General features: G+C 59.8%; 12 protein-coding genes and 1 tRNA gene. 4 read left to right on the plus strand and 9 right to left on the minus strand.

Annotation, left to right across the window (positions count from 1 at the left end):
• Positions 1-11 precede the first annotated feature (11 nt).
• A complete protein-coding gene (locus BANAN_RS07385; protein WP_014698276.1) occupies positions 12-1,883 on the minus strand; it encodes a glycosyltransferase family protein in 1,872 nt (623 codons plus the stop codon).
• A gap of 157 nt (positions 1,884-2,040) precedes the next feature.
• Between BANAN_RS07385 and BANAN_RS07390 the strand changes: the two genes are divergently transcribed.
• Positions 2,041-2,125 (plus strand) — tRNA-Ser (locus BANAN_RS07390).
• A 106-nt stretch (positions 2,126-2,231) separates the two neighbouring features.
• On the opposite strand, the gene BANAN_RS07395 is transcribed toward BANAN_RS07390, so the two are convergent.
• Positions 2,232-4,454, minus strand: a complete 2,223-nt coding sequence (locus tag BANAN_RS07395; protein WP_048340804.1) for a hypothetical protein — start codon at positions 4,452-4,454, stop codon at positions 2,232-2,234.
• Between the two features lie 331 nt (positions 4,455-4,785).
• Here BANAN_RS07395 and BANAN_RS07400 point away from each other — a divergent pair, with 331 nt between their 5' ends.
• Complete coding sequence (locus BANAN_RS07400; RefSeq protein WP_014698279.1) at positions 4,786-5,919, plus strand: GmrSD restriction endonuclease domain-containing protein; 1,134 nt, start codon at positions 4,786-4,788, stop codon at positions 5,917-5,919.
• A gap of 48 nt (positions 5,920-5,967) precedes the next feature.
• Here the strand turns inward: BANAN_RS07400 and BANAN_RS07405 are convergent, their stop codons facing one another.
• Entirely contained in the window at positions 5,968-7,599 is a 1,632-nt protein-coding gene (locus BANAN_RS07405) for a hypothetical protein (protein ID WP_014698280.1), read from the minus strand.
• Between the two features lie 343 nt (positions 7,600-7,942).
• On the opposite strand from BANAN_RS07405, the gene BANAN_RS07410 reads away from it, so the two are divergent.
• Both BANAN_RS07410 and BANAN_RS07415 read left to right on the plus strand, forming a co-directional pair.
• Positions 7,943-9,283: an ABC transporter permease gene (locus BANAN_RS07410; protein WP_014698281.1), complete on the plus strand. Its 1,341-nt coding sequence runs from the start codon at positions 7,943-7,945 to the stop codon at positions 9,281-9,283.
• Position 9,284: 1 nt separating this feature from the next.
• On the plus strand, positions 9,285-10,361 hold the full coding sequence (locus BANAN_RS07415; protein ID WP_014698282.1) for an ATP-binding cassette domain-containing protein: 1,077 nt from the start codon (positions 9,285-9,287) through the stop codon (positions 10,359-10,361).
• A gap of 220 nt (positions 10,362-10,581) precedes the next feature.
• Here BANAN_RS07415 and BANAN_RS07420 read toward each other — a convergent pair whose 3' ends face one another.
• The 6 genes from BANAN_RS07420 to BANAN_RS07445 form a co-directional block, all read right to left on the minus strand.
• Positions 10,582-11,370, minus strand: coding sequence for an HD domain-containing protein (locus BANAN_RS07420; RefSeq protein ID WP_014698283.1), 789 nt, complete (start codon positions 11,368-11,370; stop codon positions 10,582-10,584).
• Between the two features lie 256 nt (positions 11,371-11,626).
• Entirely contained in the window at positions 11,627-12,496 is an 870-nt protein-coding gene (locus tag BANAN_RS07425; protein ID WP_014698284.1) for a class II glutamine amidotransferase, read from the minus strand.
• Positions 12,497-12,808: 312 nt separating this feature from the next.
• The gene (locus tag BANAN_RS07430; RefSeq protein WP_014698285.1) at positions 12,809-15,001 is read right to left on the minus strand and encodes a KUP/HAK/KT family potassium transporter; all 2,193 of its coding nucleotides are present in this window, start codon (positions 14,999-15,001) and stop codon (positions 12,809-12,811) included.
• A gap of 204 nt (positions 15,002-15,205) precedes the next feature.
• Complete coding sequence (locus tag BANAN_RS07435; RefSeq protein WP_014698286.1) at positions 15,206-16,162, minus strand: TatD family hydrolase; 957 nt, start codon at positions 16,160-16,162, stop codon at positions 15,206-15,208.
• Between the two features lie 170 nt (positions 16,163-16,332).
• Positions 16,333-18,714: a beta-L-arabinopyranosidase gene (locus BANAN_RS07440; protein WP_014698287.1), complete on the minus strand. Its 2,382-nt coding sequence runs from the start codon at positions 18,712-18,714 to the stop codon at positions 16,333-16,335.
• A 77-nt stretch (positions 18,715-18,791) separates the two neighbouring features.
• The gene (locus BANAN_RS07445) at positions 18,792-19,517 is read right to left on the minus strand and encodes a hypothetical protein (protein ID WP_014698288.1); all 726 of its coding nucleotides are present in this window, start codon (positions 19,515-19,517) and stop codon (positions 18,792-18,794) included.
• Between the last annotated feature and the right edge of the window lie 71 nt (positions 19,518-19,588).

The raw sequence follows: 19,588 nt of genomic DNA on the forward strand, positions 1-19,588 counted from the left end.
AGATGGGAGAATCAGTTCATATCAAGGTAGTCTTTCCAGAATTCAATGGACGTGAGCTTATCACGCGCCGCTGCATATTCCTCGCGCAAGCGCGCGGCATGTGCGCGATAATACCGCATGTCGCGCAGGTAGCGCTTGCGAATCGCGCGATAGCGTTCGGCGTCCTTGGTCCGGATGGCTCCCTTACGCGCATACCAATCCAGCACAACCAACTTCTGTTTGCCTCGGATTGCCCCGGCTGGATACACCCATCCCATCAGAGGGATCACGGCATAGCCGTCGCCGGACGTCCTGATGTAGCGTTGGCCGTTGTCCGTCACATAATCCACGAGACGTTCCGTGTAGGTGCGTGGCGAGTCCTCATCGATAAGCTGGCGATCGATCTTACGAATGTCGAAACCCTTGAGCACCGGATCGCGCTCCGCAACCTTCTGCAGCTCCTCGAACGTCATGAGTTTCTCTTTGTTCCTGTTCGCAGCCAGGAATGTGCGTTCCGCCATTCCCTTCTGCTCAATGAATCTGGGACCTTTCAGGAAGTCCTCAAAACCGTCAAGCACAAGCTCGGCGTTCGTGTATCCGAACTTCTTCAGTTCGAGACGCAGCTTGTTGTGCATGGCATAGATGAAATCGCTTTCCGGCGCAAAACCGGTGGTGAACTGGGAGATAAGCGGATTGCGTGTGGTCTGGTAGCGTTCCACGGCAGCATCGTACTTCTCCTGGAATGGCATGTGCCAAATGCACAGGCTGTTCATTGTGATGAACTCCGGCTTGCACCGCCAACCATACTCGGTGTCGTCACTGCGAACGAACACTGGCAGGGGAAGGCCGTTCTTGCGAATCATATCCGTTGGAATGCAGCAGTACCACCAGCCGGCGTAAAGGGCGGTGCGCATGTCTTCGGAAGGTTCGAACATCTCGTTGTAAATGAGGTCATCAAGAAGCGTCATGCGCAGCATCGGCTTACATGGCAGGAAATCTCCTCGCGGACCCATATAGCCCGTGTCCTCGCACTGATCCTCACCGATGCGATAATTCAGCATCGCCCCGGAAATCATCGAATACCCATGTTCCGGCTTGAGAATGCGCAGAAGATTATACGTGCGTTTGATGCTCTCCGGCGAAATGGCCACATCGTCATCCATGAGGATCACATGCGTAGCCGGTGGATTCTGCTCAAGTGCCATGATCATGCCACGTGTGAAGCCGCCCGCACCTCCCACATTGCCTTCCGGCACAATCGTGATGCGGTCGGAGTCGAGGATCTCCTTGTCCAAGGTGCGGCCATTGTCCATCACATACATGTTGAAGTGATCAGCAATGTCCTCTCCCGATTCGACGATGTTCCTACGGACCAGTTCAATGTTGCCTGTGACGAAGCCTTCCTTCTTGAACGTGGTGGTGGCTAACACCAGTTCCACGTCATGGGGATCATCACTCAGTTCAAGCTCGTAGTATCCGTTCCGCAGCTCGACGGCTCCTTCGGTCTCGATCACGAAGCCTGCGAGCACAGTGGTGTCCGTAATCCGAAAATCCACATCCACCGATTGCCAGTCGTCACCGGCATCGAGATGGACCGCCGTCTCCTCCACTGGAACTGATTCCTTGGAGAACTGGTCTGTGGTTGTCTGCATGATCGTACATGCGGAACCACGCAGCTCAATGTGGAGACGAAACGCCTTGGCTGTGGTGTATTTGAGCAGTTTCATCACAGAGAGCGAATTGAAGTAAGTGGTGAAATCGAAGGTTCCCGCTCCCGTGAGCATCCAGAATCCGTCTTGGGGATTCAACGACAGAGCCCTATCCGCGCGGCAATACAGACCTGGGTAATTCTCAGAACGCGGATTCGATTCGAGCAGTATGTTGGCGAATGTAAACGACGGCATGCGAGCACCTTCACATATAACACAATCAGATTCAATTCAGTGTAAGCAATCATATAAGCATGTCTGAACGCCCCTCCCCGGGCACATCAAATACGACACGCTGATGTTGTGCTATTGGAAGATGTGTTGTATTCTTTTTAAGTTGCGTATGCACACTGGAGGATTCGCCTAGTGGCCTATGGCGCACGCTTGGAAAGCGTGTTGGTGTAACAGCCTCGCGAGTTCGAATCTCGCATCCTCCGCCCCATAGCCGGAATCCTGTAGATTCCGGCTTTTACTTTTATTTTCCCCTACGCGGGAATGCGAACCCTTCCGATTCGCATTCCCTTCCTCCGCCGCACGAGGGTTTCAAGCCGTCAATCCGATGAACCAGCTGCGAATAGTGGTGTAGATGCGCGGATGCAGCGTCTCCCAATTGTCATACCGACCCGGAACGAGCAATCCCACCACTGTCATCGCCACCGTGAGGGCCACCAGCACCAGCAGCACCGTCTGCAAAGTACGGAATCCCAGCGAACGCTCAGCTTCGAGGGGAATGCCTGCATGCGTCGCCCCGTCAAGAGACGCGGTGGGTACGAACTGCGCAGCCACAGCGAAGGAGAGCGTGACAATCACCATGCATAGCATCACCAAATAGGCGAAATCCCCGTAGTAACGCATGGAGGTGCCACTTTTATAGGTGTCGAATGAGACGACGACCAATGCAAGAACCATGAGCATGACAGACATGGTCTTCAGTCCGTGCCTGCTCAGCTGCTGCCGGACGAGAATGAAAAGCAACGCCATGAGTGCAATCGGGAAAATGGCGAAGTAGCCGCCCATCGAAGGTTCGTTCGGGCCTGGGAGCACTGTATCAGTGGTGGTGAGGAACGGAAACTCAGAGGTCGTGCTCGGGGGCTGGAACAATTGAGTGAACAACGCCGGCAGGAAAGTGTACCTCGATGCCTTGCGCGAGGTGAGATCGTAGCCGGTGAGGTTGTAATATGCACCGAAGTCAGTCCATGAGCCGAAGCGCACGTAGTTGTAATACAGCACGGGCACTCCCACCACAACGAATGGGGCAAGAGCCGCCACGGTCTGCCACAGCTCGCTTCTGGAGAACAACGTGCGGTATTTGGTGATCTGCGGCCAGAAGAGCGGAAAAGCTAGCGCCCACGCAACGATGAATTGAGGACGCGTTCCCAACAGCAGCCCCATGCAGATCGAACCGGCAGCCATGAACCATCCATTGATTGTGCCATCGTCACGTTTGGAGATCTGCCAGAACCACAATCCCATTAGCACAAGTGCTATTGCACATGCCATGGGTACGTTGTAGAAGGTGCTGTTGAAGCAGTAGGTGAACACGCATGTACCGAAGTCGAATCCGATTGTCACCAGCCACACTATGCCAAGTGAGGCCTGCGGGAAATAGTCATGGGCAATCCGCCGTACCAACAGAGTGCCGAATACGATGATGAGCACACTGCTCAATGCCACTGAATACCAAGTTGGCATCCAAACACCTGTGATGAGCTGGTATGGCACAAATGTGAGTAATGCCGGCACGACACCGAAATAGCAATAGTAGTGCCCTTGGGAATAGGCGTAGTCCCAGTAGTACTGCGCACCTTGGTTCGCAGCCAGATACCGGCGCTCGAAGTAATTGTATGGGTTATCCATCGCCGGAAGGCTGGGATCAACCGGCAGGTCCAGCCAGGTGCGTCCATGAATGAGGGCATCGGCCAAATGCTGATATTGGTTCGGATCGATTATATGGAGAAATGCGTCATTGAGCCCTGCAGGGGTAGCAGCGCCCACACGCGAGACAAGAATGGACAGGGCACTTAGACCGACAATGAACCCGGCGGTTGCGAGTCGTTGCCCACCACTGCGCAGGTCCACGCCCATGCGGTATATGCGCGATGTGGGGCGGAACAGCACGAAGAACGCAGCAACCACCAGCTCGATGGCGAGCCGCAGCAGGCTGATTCGGAACGGGATGACGGGGTTCACCTCCACCCGGTCAAAATTGACTACGTCACCCTTCGCGCCCATGAACGTGATTCTTACATCGGTCGACTCATATGTTTGCAGCTTCTTGCCCATCAAATAGTATTGACTGGCCGGATTGGCACTGTAACTCAACGTATGACGATTATCTTGCCAAGCCCCATCGCTGTCACGACCGTCGACCCATTCGTTACGCGATACTGTGTCGCCACCCGTGGTCTTGAGCTGAATCGAAGCATGTATGCTAGCTCCCGGCTTCTCGGTGGCATTAGTAACGACCCGAAGACTTTGGACATTGGCCGGCCTACCGTTGTCGGAAACCGGGACAGTGATGTTGGCATGTTCAGGATCGGTAATTCGGAACCGATTGCCTCCCAATGCCTCAAGCCCATCACCCACCATCATTTTGCCCACTGTCGCATGCTGCAGACCCGTGGTACGCCAATGTCCGAGATTGAAAAAACCAATTTCGCATATGGCAACCAGCACCATGGCGATGACGATGCTCACCCACAGGCTTCTTGAATGCTGGGAAATGGACTCATGCTTCCACCGAGAAGTCGAGGCTCCTCCACCCATGTCTGTCGCTGCCCGATGCCGAACAGGTTTATTCATGGTCGTAATATGCGACAGCTCTTCTGTTGCATTGGTGGCCTCTCGCTCCATACACATCCTTCATCAGCTCGCTGTGAATATGGACTGGAAGTTCCAGTGTATTCGTGCCGTATGAAAACATGCCCCTCCCGCTGACAGCGACAGGCGATGCGATATGCGCCGGTCTTCGTTGGTGCCTTTCACAAATCCCCCGCACACGCGACGGAATAACCACACTCCCCTCAATTATTGACATAATGGTGCCTGCCGATCCCACCGGCATGCAATTATCTCGACACAAGGATGCAGAAACAGATTGAATACGAAAATCACGCGCACATTGCTCGCCATACTTGCCACGTTCGGATTGACGCTGTCGTTGGGTGCCTGTTCGTTCGACGGCAGCACGGTCACCGACGCCTCGACCACCTCGCAAAGCCAAGATGCCGATGCCGCCAGGAAGGCGCAGGAGGCGGCCGATGCCAAAGCCAAGGAAGAGGCCGAGCAGAAGGCCAGGCAGGAAGCGGAACAGCGCGAGGCACAGCAGGCGCGTGAACGGCAGGCGAACGAGCAGGCCGGCAAGACGGTCGCGCTCACGGTGCTCGAGGAGCTGCCCGTGAAGGGTCGCGCACCCAAAACCGGGTATTCGCGAGACCAGTTCGGGCCGGCCTGGAGCGACGTGGACCACAATGGATGCGACACCCGCAACGATATTCTGGGCCGTGACCTGACCGACAAGACCTACAAGGCGAACACGCATGACTGCGTGGTCACCTCCGGTGTGCTCAATGACCCGTACACGGCCACACGCATCGATTTCACGCGTGGGCAGGATACGAGCACTGCCGTGCAGATCGACCATGTGGTGGCCCTCTCCAACGCATGGCAGACCGGCGCACAACAGCTTTCCGAGGAGTCGCGCAGGAATCTGGCGAACGACCCGTACAATCTGCTCGCAGTGGACGGCCCGGCCAACCAGCAGAAAAGCGACGGCGATGCGGCCACCTGGCTGCCGAGCAACCATGCGTTCCGCTGCGAATACGTGGCACGCCAGATTGGCGTGAAATACAAGTATTCGCTGTGGGTGACGCAAGCCGAACACGATGCGATGGCGAACGTGCTCAACGCATGCCCGACCCAAACGATTCCGGCGGATGGTGGAGTGGAGACGCCGGTTCAGGTGGAGCAGACCGAGCAAAACCAACAGGCCGAAGCACCGGCGCAACAGCAGGAGACGACACCGGCGCCACAACCCACGCAGGATGCGGCTCCGGCGGAAACCGCCGCCCCCGCAACGCCGGCACCAGCTCCCGAAGCCAACAATGACGCCAATGTGAGCTACAAGAACTGCGCTGCTGTGCGCGCCGCCGGCAAGGCACCGCTCTACCGCGGCCAGCCCGGCTATGCGCCGAAGCTCGACCGCGATGGCGATGGCATCGCTTGCGAATGATGCTCGTCAGCACGCCCGCAAGCCGCAATGGGTGCCGTGGCAGGCTCATTAGGCCACGACATCCACGTCAATGATTTCCGCGTCACCGGCCGCCTCGCCCAGTGCATGTTCCGACTCACTGTGTGGGGCAGTTTCCGGTTCCTTCGCACTGGCGACGATCTCGGCAAGCTCCGCGGAATCGACATCGCCGTCGTCTTCATCTTCGAAATACGGCATGATTAACCGCGCATAGGTGCCCGGATGGTCGTTGAGCACGGCCATGGCCAGTTCGGAATTCAGGTCGTCATCGTCTACGAACACGCGCTGTAGCACCACCGAAGCCATGTCGGAGAACACATTCTCCTGGAATTGCGACAGATTCCAGAAATCGGGGTCATCGTCATCGCACAACCCGAAATTCCCGCCGTCCTCAATCTCATGTTCGAACCGCACCACCACCTGCATGGGCAGCAGGGCCACTGTGAGGTCGCGCACGTCGTCGCACAGATGTCCGAGCAGGCGCACACCCTCCTCGAATTCCTCGCGATTGCGCCGTTCAAAGCCCATCGTGATCTTCGAACCCATTGCCGCACCCATCAGCGACACCGTGAGATCCTCCAAATACAGCGGATTCTCCCACAATGGCACCGAAGGCACCGCATTCGTCTCCTCGAGCATTCCGCTCAGCATGCGCGTGCTGCGGGTCTGCTTGTTCCACAACGCACGGTACGCCTCCACCACTTTTCTGGCGTCATACAGGTACCTGCGATCCATGGCTTTCGTGGCAGTCGCATGCTCCTCGACATCCGAGGCGTCGTGCTCGTCGATCAACGCATGCGCATACTCCAGGTCGGCCTGCACACGCAATTTGCGTCGATACCGGATGATGCGCCTGAACCGCATGTCGGTGCTCGCACCCAGCCGCCGCACTGTTTTGTCTTCACGTAGCATGCACATGCCCAACCCCCAGTCGTTGAGCATCAACGTTGCCAGTTCGCGCCGCCGCTCCCCCGGTTCGCCCCATTTCGCCGCGCAATACGCTGCCAACATGTAGGTGTGGAGGGAATGGACGCGGTTGTAGCATTCGCGTTGCCACGTCGGCCCGGTCCTCTGCACTGTGGCATCCAAACCGCACCGCAATCTGCCATTGACCACATCCGGCCCGTTCACGATCACCGGCATGTGTTCGGCGGGCTTATGCAGCAGCAGCCCCATCGAGGCATCGTTCATGATGTCGTACAACCACACCGCCATGCCATGCCTGCGCACGGTGGACGAACAGTACAGCATGAATTTACGGGCCTCGTCGATGAGGTCGTGGTCCAAACCGAGTGATGCCACGCGGATCAGCGACGCCCAATGCGTGGGGCCGAACAGATCCTGCGCCAGCACGTCAATGCGACGATCCACATGACTGAACAGGTTCATCTGCGCCTGCACTTGCGCCGACACCGTCTGGTACATCTGCTCATTCTCGGCACGTTCCGGCGTTGCATTGCGCCCCTTGGCGGCCGAGCCGCGCCTATGGAACGCCCCCGTGCGCTTGTTCGACGCCTCCGCCGAGGTATGTGGTTGTATGGTGGGCGAATCGATGTGGTCGAAACTCAGGGGAGCGTGGGAGACCACCTCATCGAATCTGCGTTCCAGCTGATTGAGCAGTTGCAGGAAGCCGATCGAATCGAATGCGAATGGTTCTGGCATGCAATCCTCTTTTCCTAAAGATGCGGCGCCCACGGTGAGCGCTCGTATTCATACACTCGCATAGGTGCACAGGGAATTTCTCGTATCCACAAAAATCTGTGGACAAGTGGATGGCAGAGTGGATATCCACGGGGATAACTTGGATTTCCACCGTGAATATGTGGACAACGAACGTCGCGATATGCACCTTGTGGACGACCTGCCATCTCAATCCACCATGGACTGTGCATCTGTTGTGGATAACCCGGCCGCGAATTTCGACTCACAGCATTCTCATAGCCGGACTTGGAAATATACTTACACAGGAACGCACTAGGTGCATGAATACAGATTGCGGGGTACTATGTTCATCTTCGGCCAAGCTTGGAAAACGCTGTGCCGCCATCCATTGAGGAGCCTGCTCATCGTGCTGGTGAGCGCGGCCATCGCCATGTGGTCCACATTCGGCGGCGCAGTGCTGCAGGAGAACCACAAGGCGCGCACGGAAACGCTCGACAAGCAAAGTAACACCGCCGTGATCCGCCCGTCCAGCCAGCTGTTGGAAACGCGCCAAGGCGACGACTCCTCCTGGACCGAACACTACCTGTCTTGGTCGGACTACGACAAACTCGCCTCCGCCGGGCAAACGCAAGGCGTGCAATACAAATACACGGTGGCCGAAAGCGTTCCGGTGCGCGAAAGCAAGTCGGTGCAGGCAATCACCACGAGCAAGACGTCCGATGCCAGCGCTGACAAGACCGGCGGCAATCTCACACTGCAGAGCTTCTACACGGCCGAAGCCGCACAGGCCAACGAATACGGCCCATACGAGGTGGTGGAGGGCAAAGGGCTCGACTACCAGAACTCGCTGGCGCAGAACGTGCTCGTCTCGGAAGCACTCGCGAAGAAGAACAACCTCAAAGTGGGCTCCACCATCACCATCGGCAACCCCACCGATGCGAAGAAAACCCATGAATACACGGTGGTGGGCATCTACCGCTACACCGGCAACCCCGACAACGCGCAGGGCGACGACGCCAAGTTCGCCAAAGACAACCGCGACAACGTGCTCTACACCACGTACACCACCTTCGCCGTGAACGGATTCGACACCACCAAAGGCAAAGGCTGGTCGATTCCAGACCTCAACGTCGTATTCACGTTCCAGAACCGCAGCGACATCGACAAATTCGCCGCGGCGCTCAAAGCCGACCTGCCGAAGGGCTTCATGGTGAGCTCGCCCACGATCACCCACTACATGCAGTCGATCGAAGCGCTGGGCACGCTTGCCGGCACCACGCGCATCATCATGATCGTGCTGTGGATCTGCGGCGCACTTGCGCTGCTCGGCCTGGTGCTGCTCGCCGCACTCCCCCGCTCGAACGAGATCGGCATGGGCATGCTCGCCGGACTCAGCAAGGGGCGTCTCGCATGGCAGTTCATGCTTGAGACATTCATGCCGACGCTCGTCGGCCTCGCCGTGGGCTTGGTGCTGGGCGCATGCACCGCGAACCCGCTGGCGGGCGCATTGGGGGCTCAGCATGACGTTCATGCAACCGGTGGCCTCGTATGGCAGGTGATCTGGATCGGCGTGCTGTGCTCGGTGGCGCTGGCCATTGTCGCCGGCCTGCGCGTGACCTTCTTCCGCACCATTCGACTCTTCGAGTCGCCGTACATCTCCAATTCCGCAGATTCCGAGGACTGACATGACCGAACATCACGATTCCAAAGACACAGATTCCAAAGACACCCCCACCACCTCGCAGGAGAACGCCTCCGAGAACGCCGCTCCCAACACCTTCAACTATGTAGTCGATTACTGGGACGACGAGGGATCTGCAAGCAACGACTCCTCCGACGCCGTCATTGAGGCGCTGAGCGCGACCGTGGATGCGCGCGGGGCGGATTCCGCCGCCGACGGCAACGGTTCCGCCGACGAATCGGGGGCGGCGGCTCCGCAACACCCCGGTGAGAATGACGAGAACGCGGGGAATGGCGCGAGCGCGGGAGTCACCGTGCCGGATGTGGTGCAGGTGGCAGACCATCTCGACTCGTCACTGCAGGCCGAGGAAGATGGCGAAGACGCCGCGCTCGCCGGATCCTCAATCTTCCGCGCCTACCCCATGCTTTCGCTGCACGATGTGACGGTGAGCGACCCGAAGACGAAGGAGCACATCTGGCAGCATCTCACCTTCCGTTGCGAGGCCGGCGAATGCTACGCAATCGTGGTCGATGCGCACGACACACGCCGCCATGCCACGCTGCTGGCGCTCATCAGCGGCTTCATCGCCCCGTCAAGCGGTGAGATCATGACGAAGACCACCCCGTACGAAGACATGGACGCCGAGCAGCTGCGCGGGCACCGTCTCGGCATGATCACACCGCAATTCTCGTTGCGCGGCGATCTGAACGCGGTGGAGAACCTCACCTATGTCATGAACGCCTCCGGGCAGATGTTCATGAAACCGGTGAAGGAGCTTGCGCAAGACCTCCTCGTACGCACGCGGTTCGGCGAGAACACGAAGGCGGACGAAAGCACCCTCGCCGGCGAACTCGACCCGGTGGATGCGGCCAGACTCAGCGTCGCGCGCGCCTTGGCCATCGACCCGGACTACATCATCGCCGACGACCTCACCGTCAATCTCAATGAGACCGACGCCAAGCAGATTCTCAACCTGCTCAAGGCACAGGTGAGCGCGCCGAACAAGCAGCGCACGATGATCGTCGTCACCGCCAGCGAGCAGATTGCCAAGCAGTTCGACAACATCATCGACTTGCGCTGACGCCAGCATCCATACCCTTTACGGAGCCCTTACGGGCTAAGTTTCCCGTTACGGGATAGGATTTTCCGTTACAGGCTAGGACGAACTACCACGGATGTGCGGCAGTCGGAATCTCGAACCGCCATTTTTCAACAGTTTGGGATTCTCGCAACACGGGCCGCCCTAGCCCGTAACAGAAAAATCCTAGCCCGTAAGCAATCTACAATCTACAATCTGCGGATCAGTCGACCAAACGCATGTGATAATGCTCGGCGAGCGCCGGCACGTCCGGTTCGCCGTATTTGCGCACCAGTTCAAGCCAACGCTGCTTATTCTCCGCGCCAAACCGCGCTGCCTTGCGCGCGTAGGCGGAGGCGGTGAGGAACTTCGGCGGCACCGACTTGCTGTGGTATTTGTCGGCCACCATGACCACCTCTTGCTCGAGATTCACCGGCACGTAGTCGGCCGGCGGCAGCGGCAGATGCTGGTCGATCACATCTTCCCTCGTGAGTCCGCAGCCGGTGTGATTGCGCGCGAATTCGGCGATCGATTCGTCATACCCCTCGTTGAGGAGCAGTTCATAGCCGATGAGACCATGCTCCACATACCGCGGGCCATCGAAACTCAGCGGTTCGCCGTTCGAACCGTCGTTCTTGAGCACGGCGTAGGTGCCTATGTCGTGCAGCAAGGCGCCGATCGTGGCCTTTTCCACGTCGATGTACCGTGGGGGCACCATGCCGCCGGTCACGCCGTCGGTGGGTGGCACGACGAACCGATCTTCCTCCGGCGAGCCGATGGCGTCGGCAATGCGTTCGCCGGCGAGCGTGGGGTAGTCTCCCGTGCGCTCGAGCGCGTCGTCCGGCAGCGTGCAGCGGCGCATGAACAGCGCGTTCTGCCGGTGAATCAGCTGCCGCGTAATCTGCGCGATGATCTGGCAATGCGTATGGATGAGATCGTAGGCGGCCTGCGATTGCGCGCATTTGCGATGCAGTTCGTCAATCTGGTCGAATGTAGGAATGATTCCGCTCATACCCACACTCTAGCCCCGATGCCGCAAATTGGCATAGTTTGCGCACATGCGCGCCTGCGTAAAAAGGGACAGATTGGTGCCGCTAGCTGTTCCAATTACGTCGTCGAGACGTAAAAAGAGACAGATTTGCGCGCACGAATGTCCCAAATTACGCAGGTCGGGAGCAGGTCGAAAGCAAAGCGGGAGCAGGTCGAGAACAGTGCAAGAACAGGCTCGCAGCAGATTGTCGCCGGCGCTCTAGCGCCCCACCAACGGTTCAGATCGAACGCACGCGGAACTCGCCCGTGCGGTTCGAGGCGACAATCATGCGATTGTTGCCGAGGTCTTTCCAGCCTTGGTCTGCCGGCTGCGCGAAACCGCTGCTCGCGGCGACGACGCCCTTGCGCGCGCCATCCGCACCGGCAATCCGGCGATATCGGACCGTGCGATAATCGACTGCCTCGGCGGCACGCCCATACTGCGCGTACACATCGAGCACGTCCTGGCTGGTCGGCCCGTTGTCGTGCGCCTCGAGCACGATGAGCTGGTCGCGGCTCTGGATCATGCAGTTGTAGCTGGAGTTCGGGTATGCGGCCCGCAGTTCGCGCACCGCCTGCGCGAGCGCCTCCTCGAGTTCGTAGCCGTAGCCGAGGTACTGCAGCACAATGGCGAAGTAAATCGCGGAATCTGAACGTCCGCCCGTGGACTGCACGAGCGTATGATCCACCGGGTATGCGCGGTTCGTCGTGATGTTGCGCCCCTGCGCATCGCTGATGTCTCCATTGTGGATGAAGCTCAGTCCGCTCGCGTAGAACGGCTGCTGGTTCTCCAGCACGAGCGGCAGATTCGAGCTGGCCAGTCGCAGATGCCAGATTCCGCCGCGCACCGGCACGCTTGCCAAGTCGCCGAAAATCGAGTCGTAACGCGCGGCGATCGTATTGCGGTAGATCGCCGAGCCGGTGGATGGCGAGGGCGCGCCGCCATCGGTCACATGGGCAGTCTGGTCCGGCTCCTTCACCATGGCCGTTCCCCAACCGTCGTTGTGAATCTCGCTCAGCTCGCGGAAGGCGTCGGTGCTCTGCGCACCCAGCACCTCGCGCAGCGAGATGTTCTCGTTCGCGGTCGCGTATCCCAGTAATCTGCACATGGTTGTCGAGTGTAGCGTGCGCATGTTGCCCATTCACCCATTTTCTCGCAATCCCGTTATCGCAGATTTCTATAACGGGCATCTCATCGTCGAGATTCCAACGATTTCCGCAGATTGCCGCCGCACACGGCCCCGCCGAAATCCCGCACCGCAAGATTTACCCGAGCAAAAGCGCCCCTCCCGATTTGCATGAAACTCGATTTGCGCGCAAGCTCGCTTTACGTAAAAAGAGACAGAAAACCACGCGAACCTGTCCCCAATTACGCAAACGGGCCTACGCGCAAAGGGCCACTGCGCACAGGGGCGCACAGCCTAGTTGATGCGCTTCAGGCGCGGCGGCCGCACGGTGGCGAGGAACAGCGGCTGCACCTCGGTCACCGGGTCATACGGGGCCAAGCCGAACCATTTGATGGGTGAGCCGGCGACATGGCGAATCGCATACTTGATGCGCAGGGCCATCGCACCCCTTTGCGACACCTTCGACTCGGGCATGAGCTCCTTGTGAATGAGCACGTAGCGGATTGGGCCGATCTCCGGATCGGCATCCACCTTCGGGTATGTGCTCTTCTGCGCAGGAAGCTCGCCGGTGCGCAGCAGATCGTGCATGATCTGGTGCAGATACGCCGGCACCGACGTGCGCACCTTGAATCCCAGCCGAATGCGCACGCGGAACAGGAAGTCCGTGCCAAGCGTCTCCACCGAGTATTCGCGCGTGAATGGCTCGTCCGAGGTCTCCACCGAAACGCACCACCAGGCGTGCGCGCGTTTCGGGTGGCTCGCGAAGATCGAGAAGAAGATGTCGGTGTCGATGCGCTTCATCTCGGTGTCGGAGGTCAAATACACGATGTTGTCGGCATAATACGGAATCGTGTCGTCATCGTGCAGGCGCTGCAGCACCGGCAGGCAATCCTCGGGGCTCATGTGGCGGCGTTGCGCGCGCTCGAGCTTCGTGCCCTCGTCCCACGTGGCCATAACGGTGAGGATCGCGAGCGCGAGCAGCATCGTGAACCAGCCGCCGTGCAGGAACTTGGCCATCGACGCGATGAAGAACATGAACATGATCGTGGGGAACACGATCGCGAACAGCACCGCCGCGAATTTGCTGCGCATATGCCACAGGTACACGGTGACGAGAATCGACGTCATGATCATCGTGATCGTGAGCGCCAAGCCATAGGCGGCGGCGATGTGCTCGGAATTGCGGAAGATGAGCAGCACCAGCAGCGTGGAGCAGCACAGCACCACGTTCACGGTGGGAATGTACAGCTGTCCGCGCGTACGGGCCGGGTAGCGCACCTGCAGGTGGGGCATCCAGTTGAGGCGGGTGGCTTCGGAGACTATTGTGAATGCGCCGGAGATGAGCGCCTGCGAGGCGATGATGCCGGCGATCACCGACAACAGCACGGCCACGTAGCGCACGCCGGGCGTCAGCATGGCGAAGAACGGGTTGGGGGCGTTCCCGTCGGGCACGAACGCCGGATTCTCGAGCGTGCGGATAATCCACGCGCCCTGGCCGAAGTATGAGAGCACGAGCGCGAGGTTGATGAACGGCCAGGTGGCGTAGATGTTGCCGCGGCCCACATGGCCCATGTCGGAATACAGCGCCTCGGCGCCGGTGATCGACAGGAACACGGTGCCCATGAGCGCCAGGCCGGCGTGGTTGTCGCCGCTGACGAGGAATTGGATGCCATGCACCGGGTTCAGCGCGCGCAGCACCTCGAGGTTCTGCGACATGCTGATTGCGCCGGTGACCGCGATGAACAGGAACCAGACGAGCACGGTGGAACCGAACACCTTGCCGATGCGCTCGGTGCCGCGCGACTGCACGGCGAACACGGCAAGAATGATCACCAGCGCGATGAACAGCGTCAGGCTCGGGTTCTCCTCGAACACGCCCTGCAATGCGGGCAGCGTCTGCAGGCCTTCGACGGCCGAGCTGATTGACATCGCCGGTGTGAGCACCGAATCCGCGAGGAATGCGGCCCCGCCGATCATTGCGGGCACGATGAGCCATTTGCCGTATTTGCGCAGCAACGAGTACAACGCGAAGATGCCACCTTCGCCCTTGTTGTCCACGCGCATGCAGATGAGCACGTATTCGACGGTCGTGATGAGCGTCATCGTCCAGAACACCAGAGAGAGCATGCCTATGACCGCGGTCTCGTCGGCATGCTGCACACCGCCCTGACCGGCGAGGAACGTCTGCATCGTGTACAGCGGCGAGGTGCCGATGTCTCCGTACACCACGCCCAGCGCCACGATCGACATGGCCAGTGTCACCTTGTCGGGGCCGGACTGCAGCGTCCGCCACCAGCGACCCACCGGACCGAACGCCTTGTGCTGCTCGAGCTTGGCGGCCTCCTGGCGTTTCTTCTCGTTCGCCTCGATGATCGCCAGGCGCTCCTCCTTCGTGAGCACCTTATGCGACACCTTCGGTGCCTGCGTATATTTGTCGGCGGTGCGTAACAGCGGCTCGTCCGCTTGCTGCTTCGGTCTTTCGTCCATACTCATTCCTTATACCATGGCGCACCTTGGGGCGCTCCACACTGTGAAGAAACAACGCAAGCTGCCACACTAATCAGCATCGAGACAACACCCTCGGCAATCCGCCAAAGGCAGAGTGGTCAACGGGGAATGCATTCCCTGCGCACGGGGCATGCCTGCGGGACCATAACCGTTGCGGACCGGCCCCAATCGGGCGCTTCCGGCTCAGATTCCATACACCTCGCGTGTGGTGTTGCGCGTGGCCCGTGCGACCTGTTCGACCGGCGTGTCGAGATATTCGGCGAGTGCGGCGAGCGTGTATGGGATCATCATCGGCGCGTTCGGCCGCCCGCGGTACGGCATCGGCGTCAGGTATGGCGCATCGGTCTCCACCATCACATGGTCGAGCCCCACCATCGCCGCGGATTCGAGAATGCCGGTGTTGCCCTTGTAGCTCGACGCTCCGGACAGCGAAAGATACCAGCCGTGTTCGCGTGCGATTTCACCCATCTCGGCATCGCCGGAATAGCTGTGGAACACGGTTTTTCGCGGGGCGCCGTCTGCGAGCAGCGTCTCGATGACATCGCGGTGGGCATCGCGGTCGTGGATCTGCATGGGCAGGTCGAGCTCCTTAGCGAGTGCGATATGGTCGCGGAAGGCGTCGCGTTGGATCTCCTTGGCGCTTTCGCCGGTGCGGAACAGGTCCATGCCGGTTTCGCCTATCGCCACCACCTGTTTCGGATATGCCTTGGCAAGCCGGCGCACTTCGGCCATCGCCTCGTCGAACGGCACGTCGTGCCATGGTTTGTAGCGCACTGGCAGACCGTCGGGACCGGGGGCGCCGCGATGCCCGTGCAGCACCGCCTCGTTCGGGTGGATCGCAATCGCCGCCCACACGCTGCCCGGATGCTCGCGTGCCATGCCGATGGCGGTCATCAGATGGGGCAGTTCGCAACCGCAGTCGATCACACCCTCCACGCCCACTGCGGCCGCTTGGTCGAGCAGTTGGTCGACGCTGTAGACGGCGATCTCCGGCTGCCCTTTCTCGATGGCCTCATGGCTCAATGCCCGAGAAAAAGGCACCACGGAGGCCACGTGCGTGTGATTGTCGATCACGTGTGCGTCCTGCGGCAATGCGGGCGGCAGCGGCGCCCAATCACGAACTCTGTGCTTCTTGCTCATGCTCCCACTCTACCGCTCGCCGCCTTCACCGCTGAGGAATCCGCCCGCAGATTCCCAATGACCTGCGCTATTCGGGAAGTGTATTTGCAGATTCATATAAACTTCTGATTTAGCGCCCCGTAATTGAGAAGAATATTTGGCTCGCACAATAATCTTCTCAATTACGCAGATTACCGCCCTTTGATGTCGTGCCCGGCGTCGCCGGCGACCCTGCCGTCCGCCCTGCCGTTGGCGGATGATTGCGGATAGGTGATGGCGAAGATTCGCGCGGAGGGCCCCTTGTCGGTGGCGACCTGGATGCGCACCGTCTCGGGATCCACCCATTCGACCGTCCACGGCTTGGCATTGGGCGCATGCTCCGGCTTTGACGGGTCAGGGAACACCTGCTCGATATGCGCGCCCTTGCCGAGCTCCAAATAGAGCGAGCCCACGCCGCCGCGACGCCAGATGGTCAGGTATTGCGCCTCATCGATGCGCTCGGGGCCCTTCCAGTCCTCGTCATGGGCCAATCCGGTCACCGTCGGCGCATGGCGCAGGCCGTATGCGAGCCAGGGGCTGTTGAAGTCCGGCAACCCACAAGGCCACCACGGCACCAGATGCGATTGGCCGCCCAGGATCGTGCGGTGCAATGCGATCGCATCGCGCACCAACCCCAACCGCGCCTCGTCCATGCGGTCGATGAACCCCGACAGGTACAGGCGGCCAAGAATGCCCGCGGCCAGCGTGAACACGGCGGTTTCGTCGTCCATCTCCTGCTGCGCGTAGCCCCAGTTGCCCTGTTGCTCCGGCAACACGGTCATGCCGGCGCCAGCGGCGATTGCGGCGTAGACGAGCGGATCGGACTGGTCGGAGGTGGACTGTATGTCGAGTCGGCTCAGCATCGCATAGTCGGCGCGCATGGCGCCGGAACCGCAGTTCTCGATCATCACGTCGGGGTGCTTGGCGCGGATCTGCTCGATCCACTGCTGCACCGCACGGCAATGATCGAGCAGACCCTCGCCCACCGAATCCGTGTCGACATCGGTGCCGGCACCCGGCGTCGTGTTGTAGTCGAACTTGAAGAACTTCACGTTGAACTCATCGATCAGGCGATCCACTGTGACCGTGGCATGGGCACGGGCCACCGGCGAGCGGAAGTCGAGGTGGTAGCGGCCCTGATCTGCTATGCGGCTGCCGTGCCTGCAGAAGAACGCCGAATCCGGCAGCGTCTTCGCCAACGGCGAGCGCACGCCGATCACCTCCGGCTCCAACCACAGGCCGGCCTTCATGCCATGCGACTGGATGTCGTGGATGAGCCCGGCCAAGCGAAGGTTGCCGAAGCGGTTGGTGGAGGGCTTCCATTCACCCACCATGTCCCACCAGCCGCCATCTTCGCTGTCGTACCAGCCGGCGTCAATGCAGAACACGTCGGCGCCCACCTTGGAGGCGCCCTCCACGAGCGGCAGCTCCTTTTCGATGCGCGGGTCGCCCCACAACGTGTTCATGTAGTCGTTGTAAACAACGAGCCCCTTCGCCTGCTCCGCCTGTTCCAAGCGACCCATTTCCATGGCTTTCACGCGGTAGAGCGCACGTCGTTGCACGGTCATCTCGGCCACGGCGTGCTGCCAGTCGCCCGCGCAGATCACGAACGAGACCGGCACCGTGACGAAGGGCTGGTTGTCGCGCAGCATGACGAACCACTGGTGGTCGTCGTATTCCGGCCCGTATGCACTCACACGCAGTCCCGGGTCGTCCTCGCCGATCTCCCATTCCCAGGCACCGTTGTGCTCAATCTGCCATGCGAACGAGAAATGGCCGAGCTCGCCTGGCCGGCCGCCTCCTTCGACAATGCCCATCGGCTCGAACTCGCCGGTGGACCATGTCGACGTGGAACGGCGGGCGAATCTGGCGGAAGACATGCCCTGATTGATCACCTGGTTACGGTCGCGCAGCGTGGTGGAACGCAGTGGCGCACTCTGCCAGGCGTTCTCGCAGTCCCACGAGCTTTCGCCCCAGTAGATCTGCACCTGCGAATCCTCAAGTTTGGTCGCTTCCATGGGCAGTGTCGCGTTCATCGACGACACCGCCTCCACCGGGTATGGCTCCTCGCTGCACAGCCGCGTGTAGGTTCGCACCGCACTGGTATGGGCCATCGACTCGAACACGCTCGTCACCAGCGGGCCGTCGCCGTTCGGGTCACGTTGCACAATCGCGAGCAGCGTGACCGGATGCTGCGCATCGTCCAATCTGTTGAGCTCGTATGCCCGAACGAACCTCAGTTTGAGACCGGCGGCCGAAACAGCGAGTTTCAGCCTGTTGTCTCCGCCGCCGTCCAGCGAACTGCGCAACTCCACAATCGGCTGCGCATCTGGTTCGCCAGCGATGTTCTCATCCACCGGCTCCATGCCGCGGCCGCTCATGCCGATCAACGTCACCGGCTTCTCGTCGCCCGCGGCGAATACGAGCGTCACCGTTCCATTGCCCCATACGATTCGCCCATTTGAATCCGGCGACACCGTGTTCCTGGCCGCCATCAACTCCTTCAACAATGCGGGGCGGCTATGTTCAAGCATCGCGTATTCCTTCCTCTGCGTTGCTACTTGCCTACGTTACTGCACAGATATTGCGAATATGTACACACGTGCGGCGGTTACATGCCGAACAGATAGTCCACGAACAGTCTTGCGTAATCCTTGTTCTGCACATTCACGAACGCGAGCCGGGCATGCTGATCCTGCCCCTTAATGCGGCTCCATTCCGCGGATTTGCCCAAGTCGATCGCCATGGCCTTCGTGGCACCGTTCTCGCCGTCGCTCATCTCGACGAGCGCGCCACGCTCACGCAGCTTGCCCATCTGGTATGACGTGAGCACGCTGTTGAGCGGCTCGAGATAACCGAGCAGATCCTGCGAACGCAATGCCGAGTCGCTGCCGATGACCGTGTTGATCGTGTCGCCCGCCATCTGCGTTTCGAGCGAGTTCTGCGACATGCTTGCAGATTCCTTGTTCGACGAATCGATGTAGAAATCGTTCTCGAACGTGATCTTCTTCTCGTCGAGCGCACGGTATTTGAGGAAGCCGTCTTCGAGCTTGTCCATCGAGCGGTCGGACTCCTGCACGCCCACAAAGGCGACGCCGAGTCCCTGTCCCTTCGGCGAGACGACCATGTTCACCACGAACGCGACGATCGCGGCGAGCACCACGACGGCCACGATGATGGGCCAGAAGAAATGATGGTAGAAGTACGGCCACTTATGGCTCTTCGGCAGTTTTCTGTAGGTCGCCCATGCACTTTCGTGCTCGGTGACGTCGGGTTTGGCGAGTTCGCTGATGTCCTGCTGCACGTTCTTCGGCAGCATATCGTCTTTGTCTTGCATGATTCCTCCTAATACCGGTGCGGCACATGCGGTGGACATTCCAAGACCGTTGTACGCGGTGTTCTCCATAT

Origin of the sequence: Bifidobacterium animalis subsp. animalis ATCC 25527 (assembly GCF_000260715.1) — a bacterium.
GTDB classification, from domain to species: Bacteria; Actinomycetota; Actinomycetes; order Actinomycetales; family Bifidobacteriaceae; genus Bifidobacterium; species Bifidobacterium animalis.

Excerpts from the sequence above, each read along its gene's own strand:
- BANAN_RS07385 (WP_014698276.1), bottom strand. The coding sequence starts at position 1,883 with ATGCCGTCGTTTACATTCGCCAACATACTGCTCGAATCGAATCCGCGT.
- BANAN_RS07395 (WP_048340804.1), bottom strand. The coding sequence starts at position 4,454 with ATGGGTGGAGGAGCCTCGACTTCTCGGTGGAAGCATGAGTCCATTTCC.
- BANAN_RS07405 (WP_014698280.1), bottom strand. The coding sequence starts at position 7,599 with ATGCCAGAACCATTCGCATTCGATTCGATCGGCTTCCTGCAACTGCTC.
- BANAN_RS07410 (WP_014698281.1), top strand. The coding sequence starts at position 7,943 with ATGTTCATCTTCGGCCAAGCTTGGAAAACGCTGTGCCGCCATCCATTG.
- BANAN_RS07415 (WP_014698282.1), top strand. The coding sequence starts at position 9,285 with ATGACCGAACATCACGATTCCAAAGACACAGATTCCAAAGACACCCCC.
- BANAN_RS07420 (WP_014698283.1), bottom strand. The coding sequence starts at position 11,370 with ATGAGCGGAATCATTCCTACATTCGACCAGATTGACGAACTGCATCGC.
- BANAN_RS07425 (WP_014698284.1), bottom strand. The coding sequence starts at position 12,496 with ATGTGCAGATTACTGGGATACGCGACCGCGAACGAGAACATCTCGCTG.
- BANAN_RS07430 (WP_014698285.1), bottom strand. The coding sequence starts at position 15,001 with ATGGACGAAAGACCGAAGCAGCAAGCGGACGAGCCGCTGTTACGCACC.
- BANAN_RS07435 (WP_014698286.1), bottom strand. The coding sequence starts at position 16,162 with ATGAGCAAGAAGCACAGAGTTCGTGATTGGGCGCCGCTGCCGCCCGCA.
- BANAN_RS07440 (WP_014698287.1), bottom strand. The coding sequence starts at position 18,714 with ATGCTTGAACATAGCCGCCCCGCATTGTTGAAGGAGTTGATGGCGGCC.
- BANAN_RS07445 (WP_014698288.1), bottom strand. The coding sequence starts at position 19,517 with ATGCAAGACAAAGACGATATGCTGCCGAAGAACGTGCAGCAGGACATC.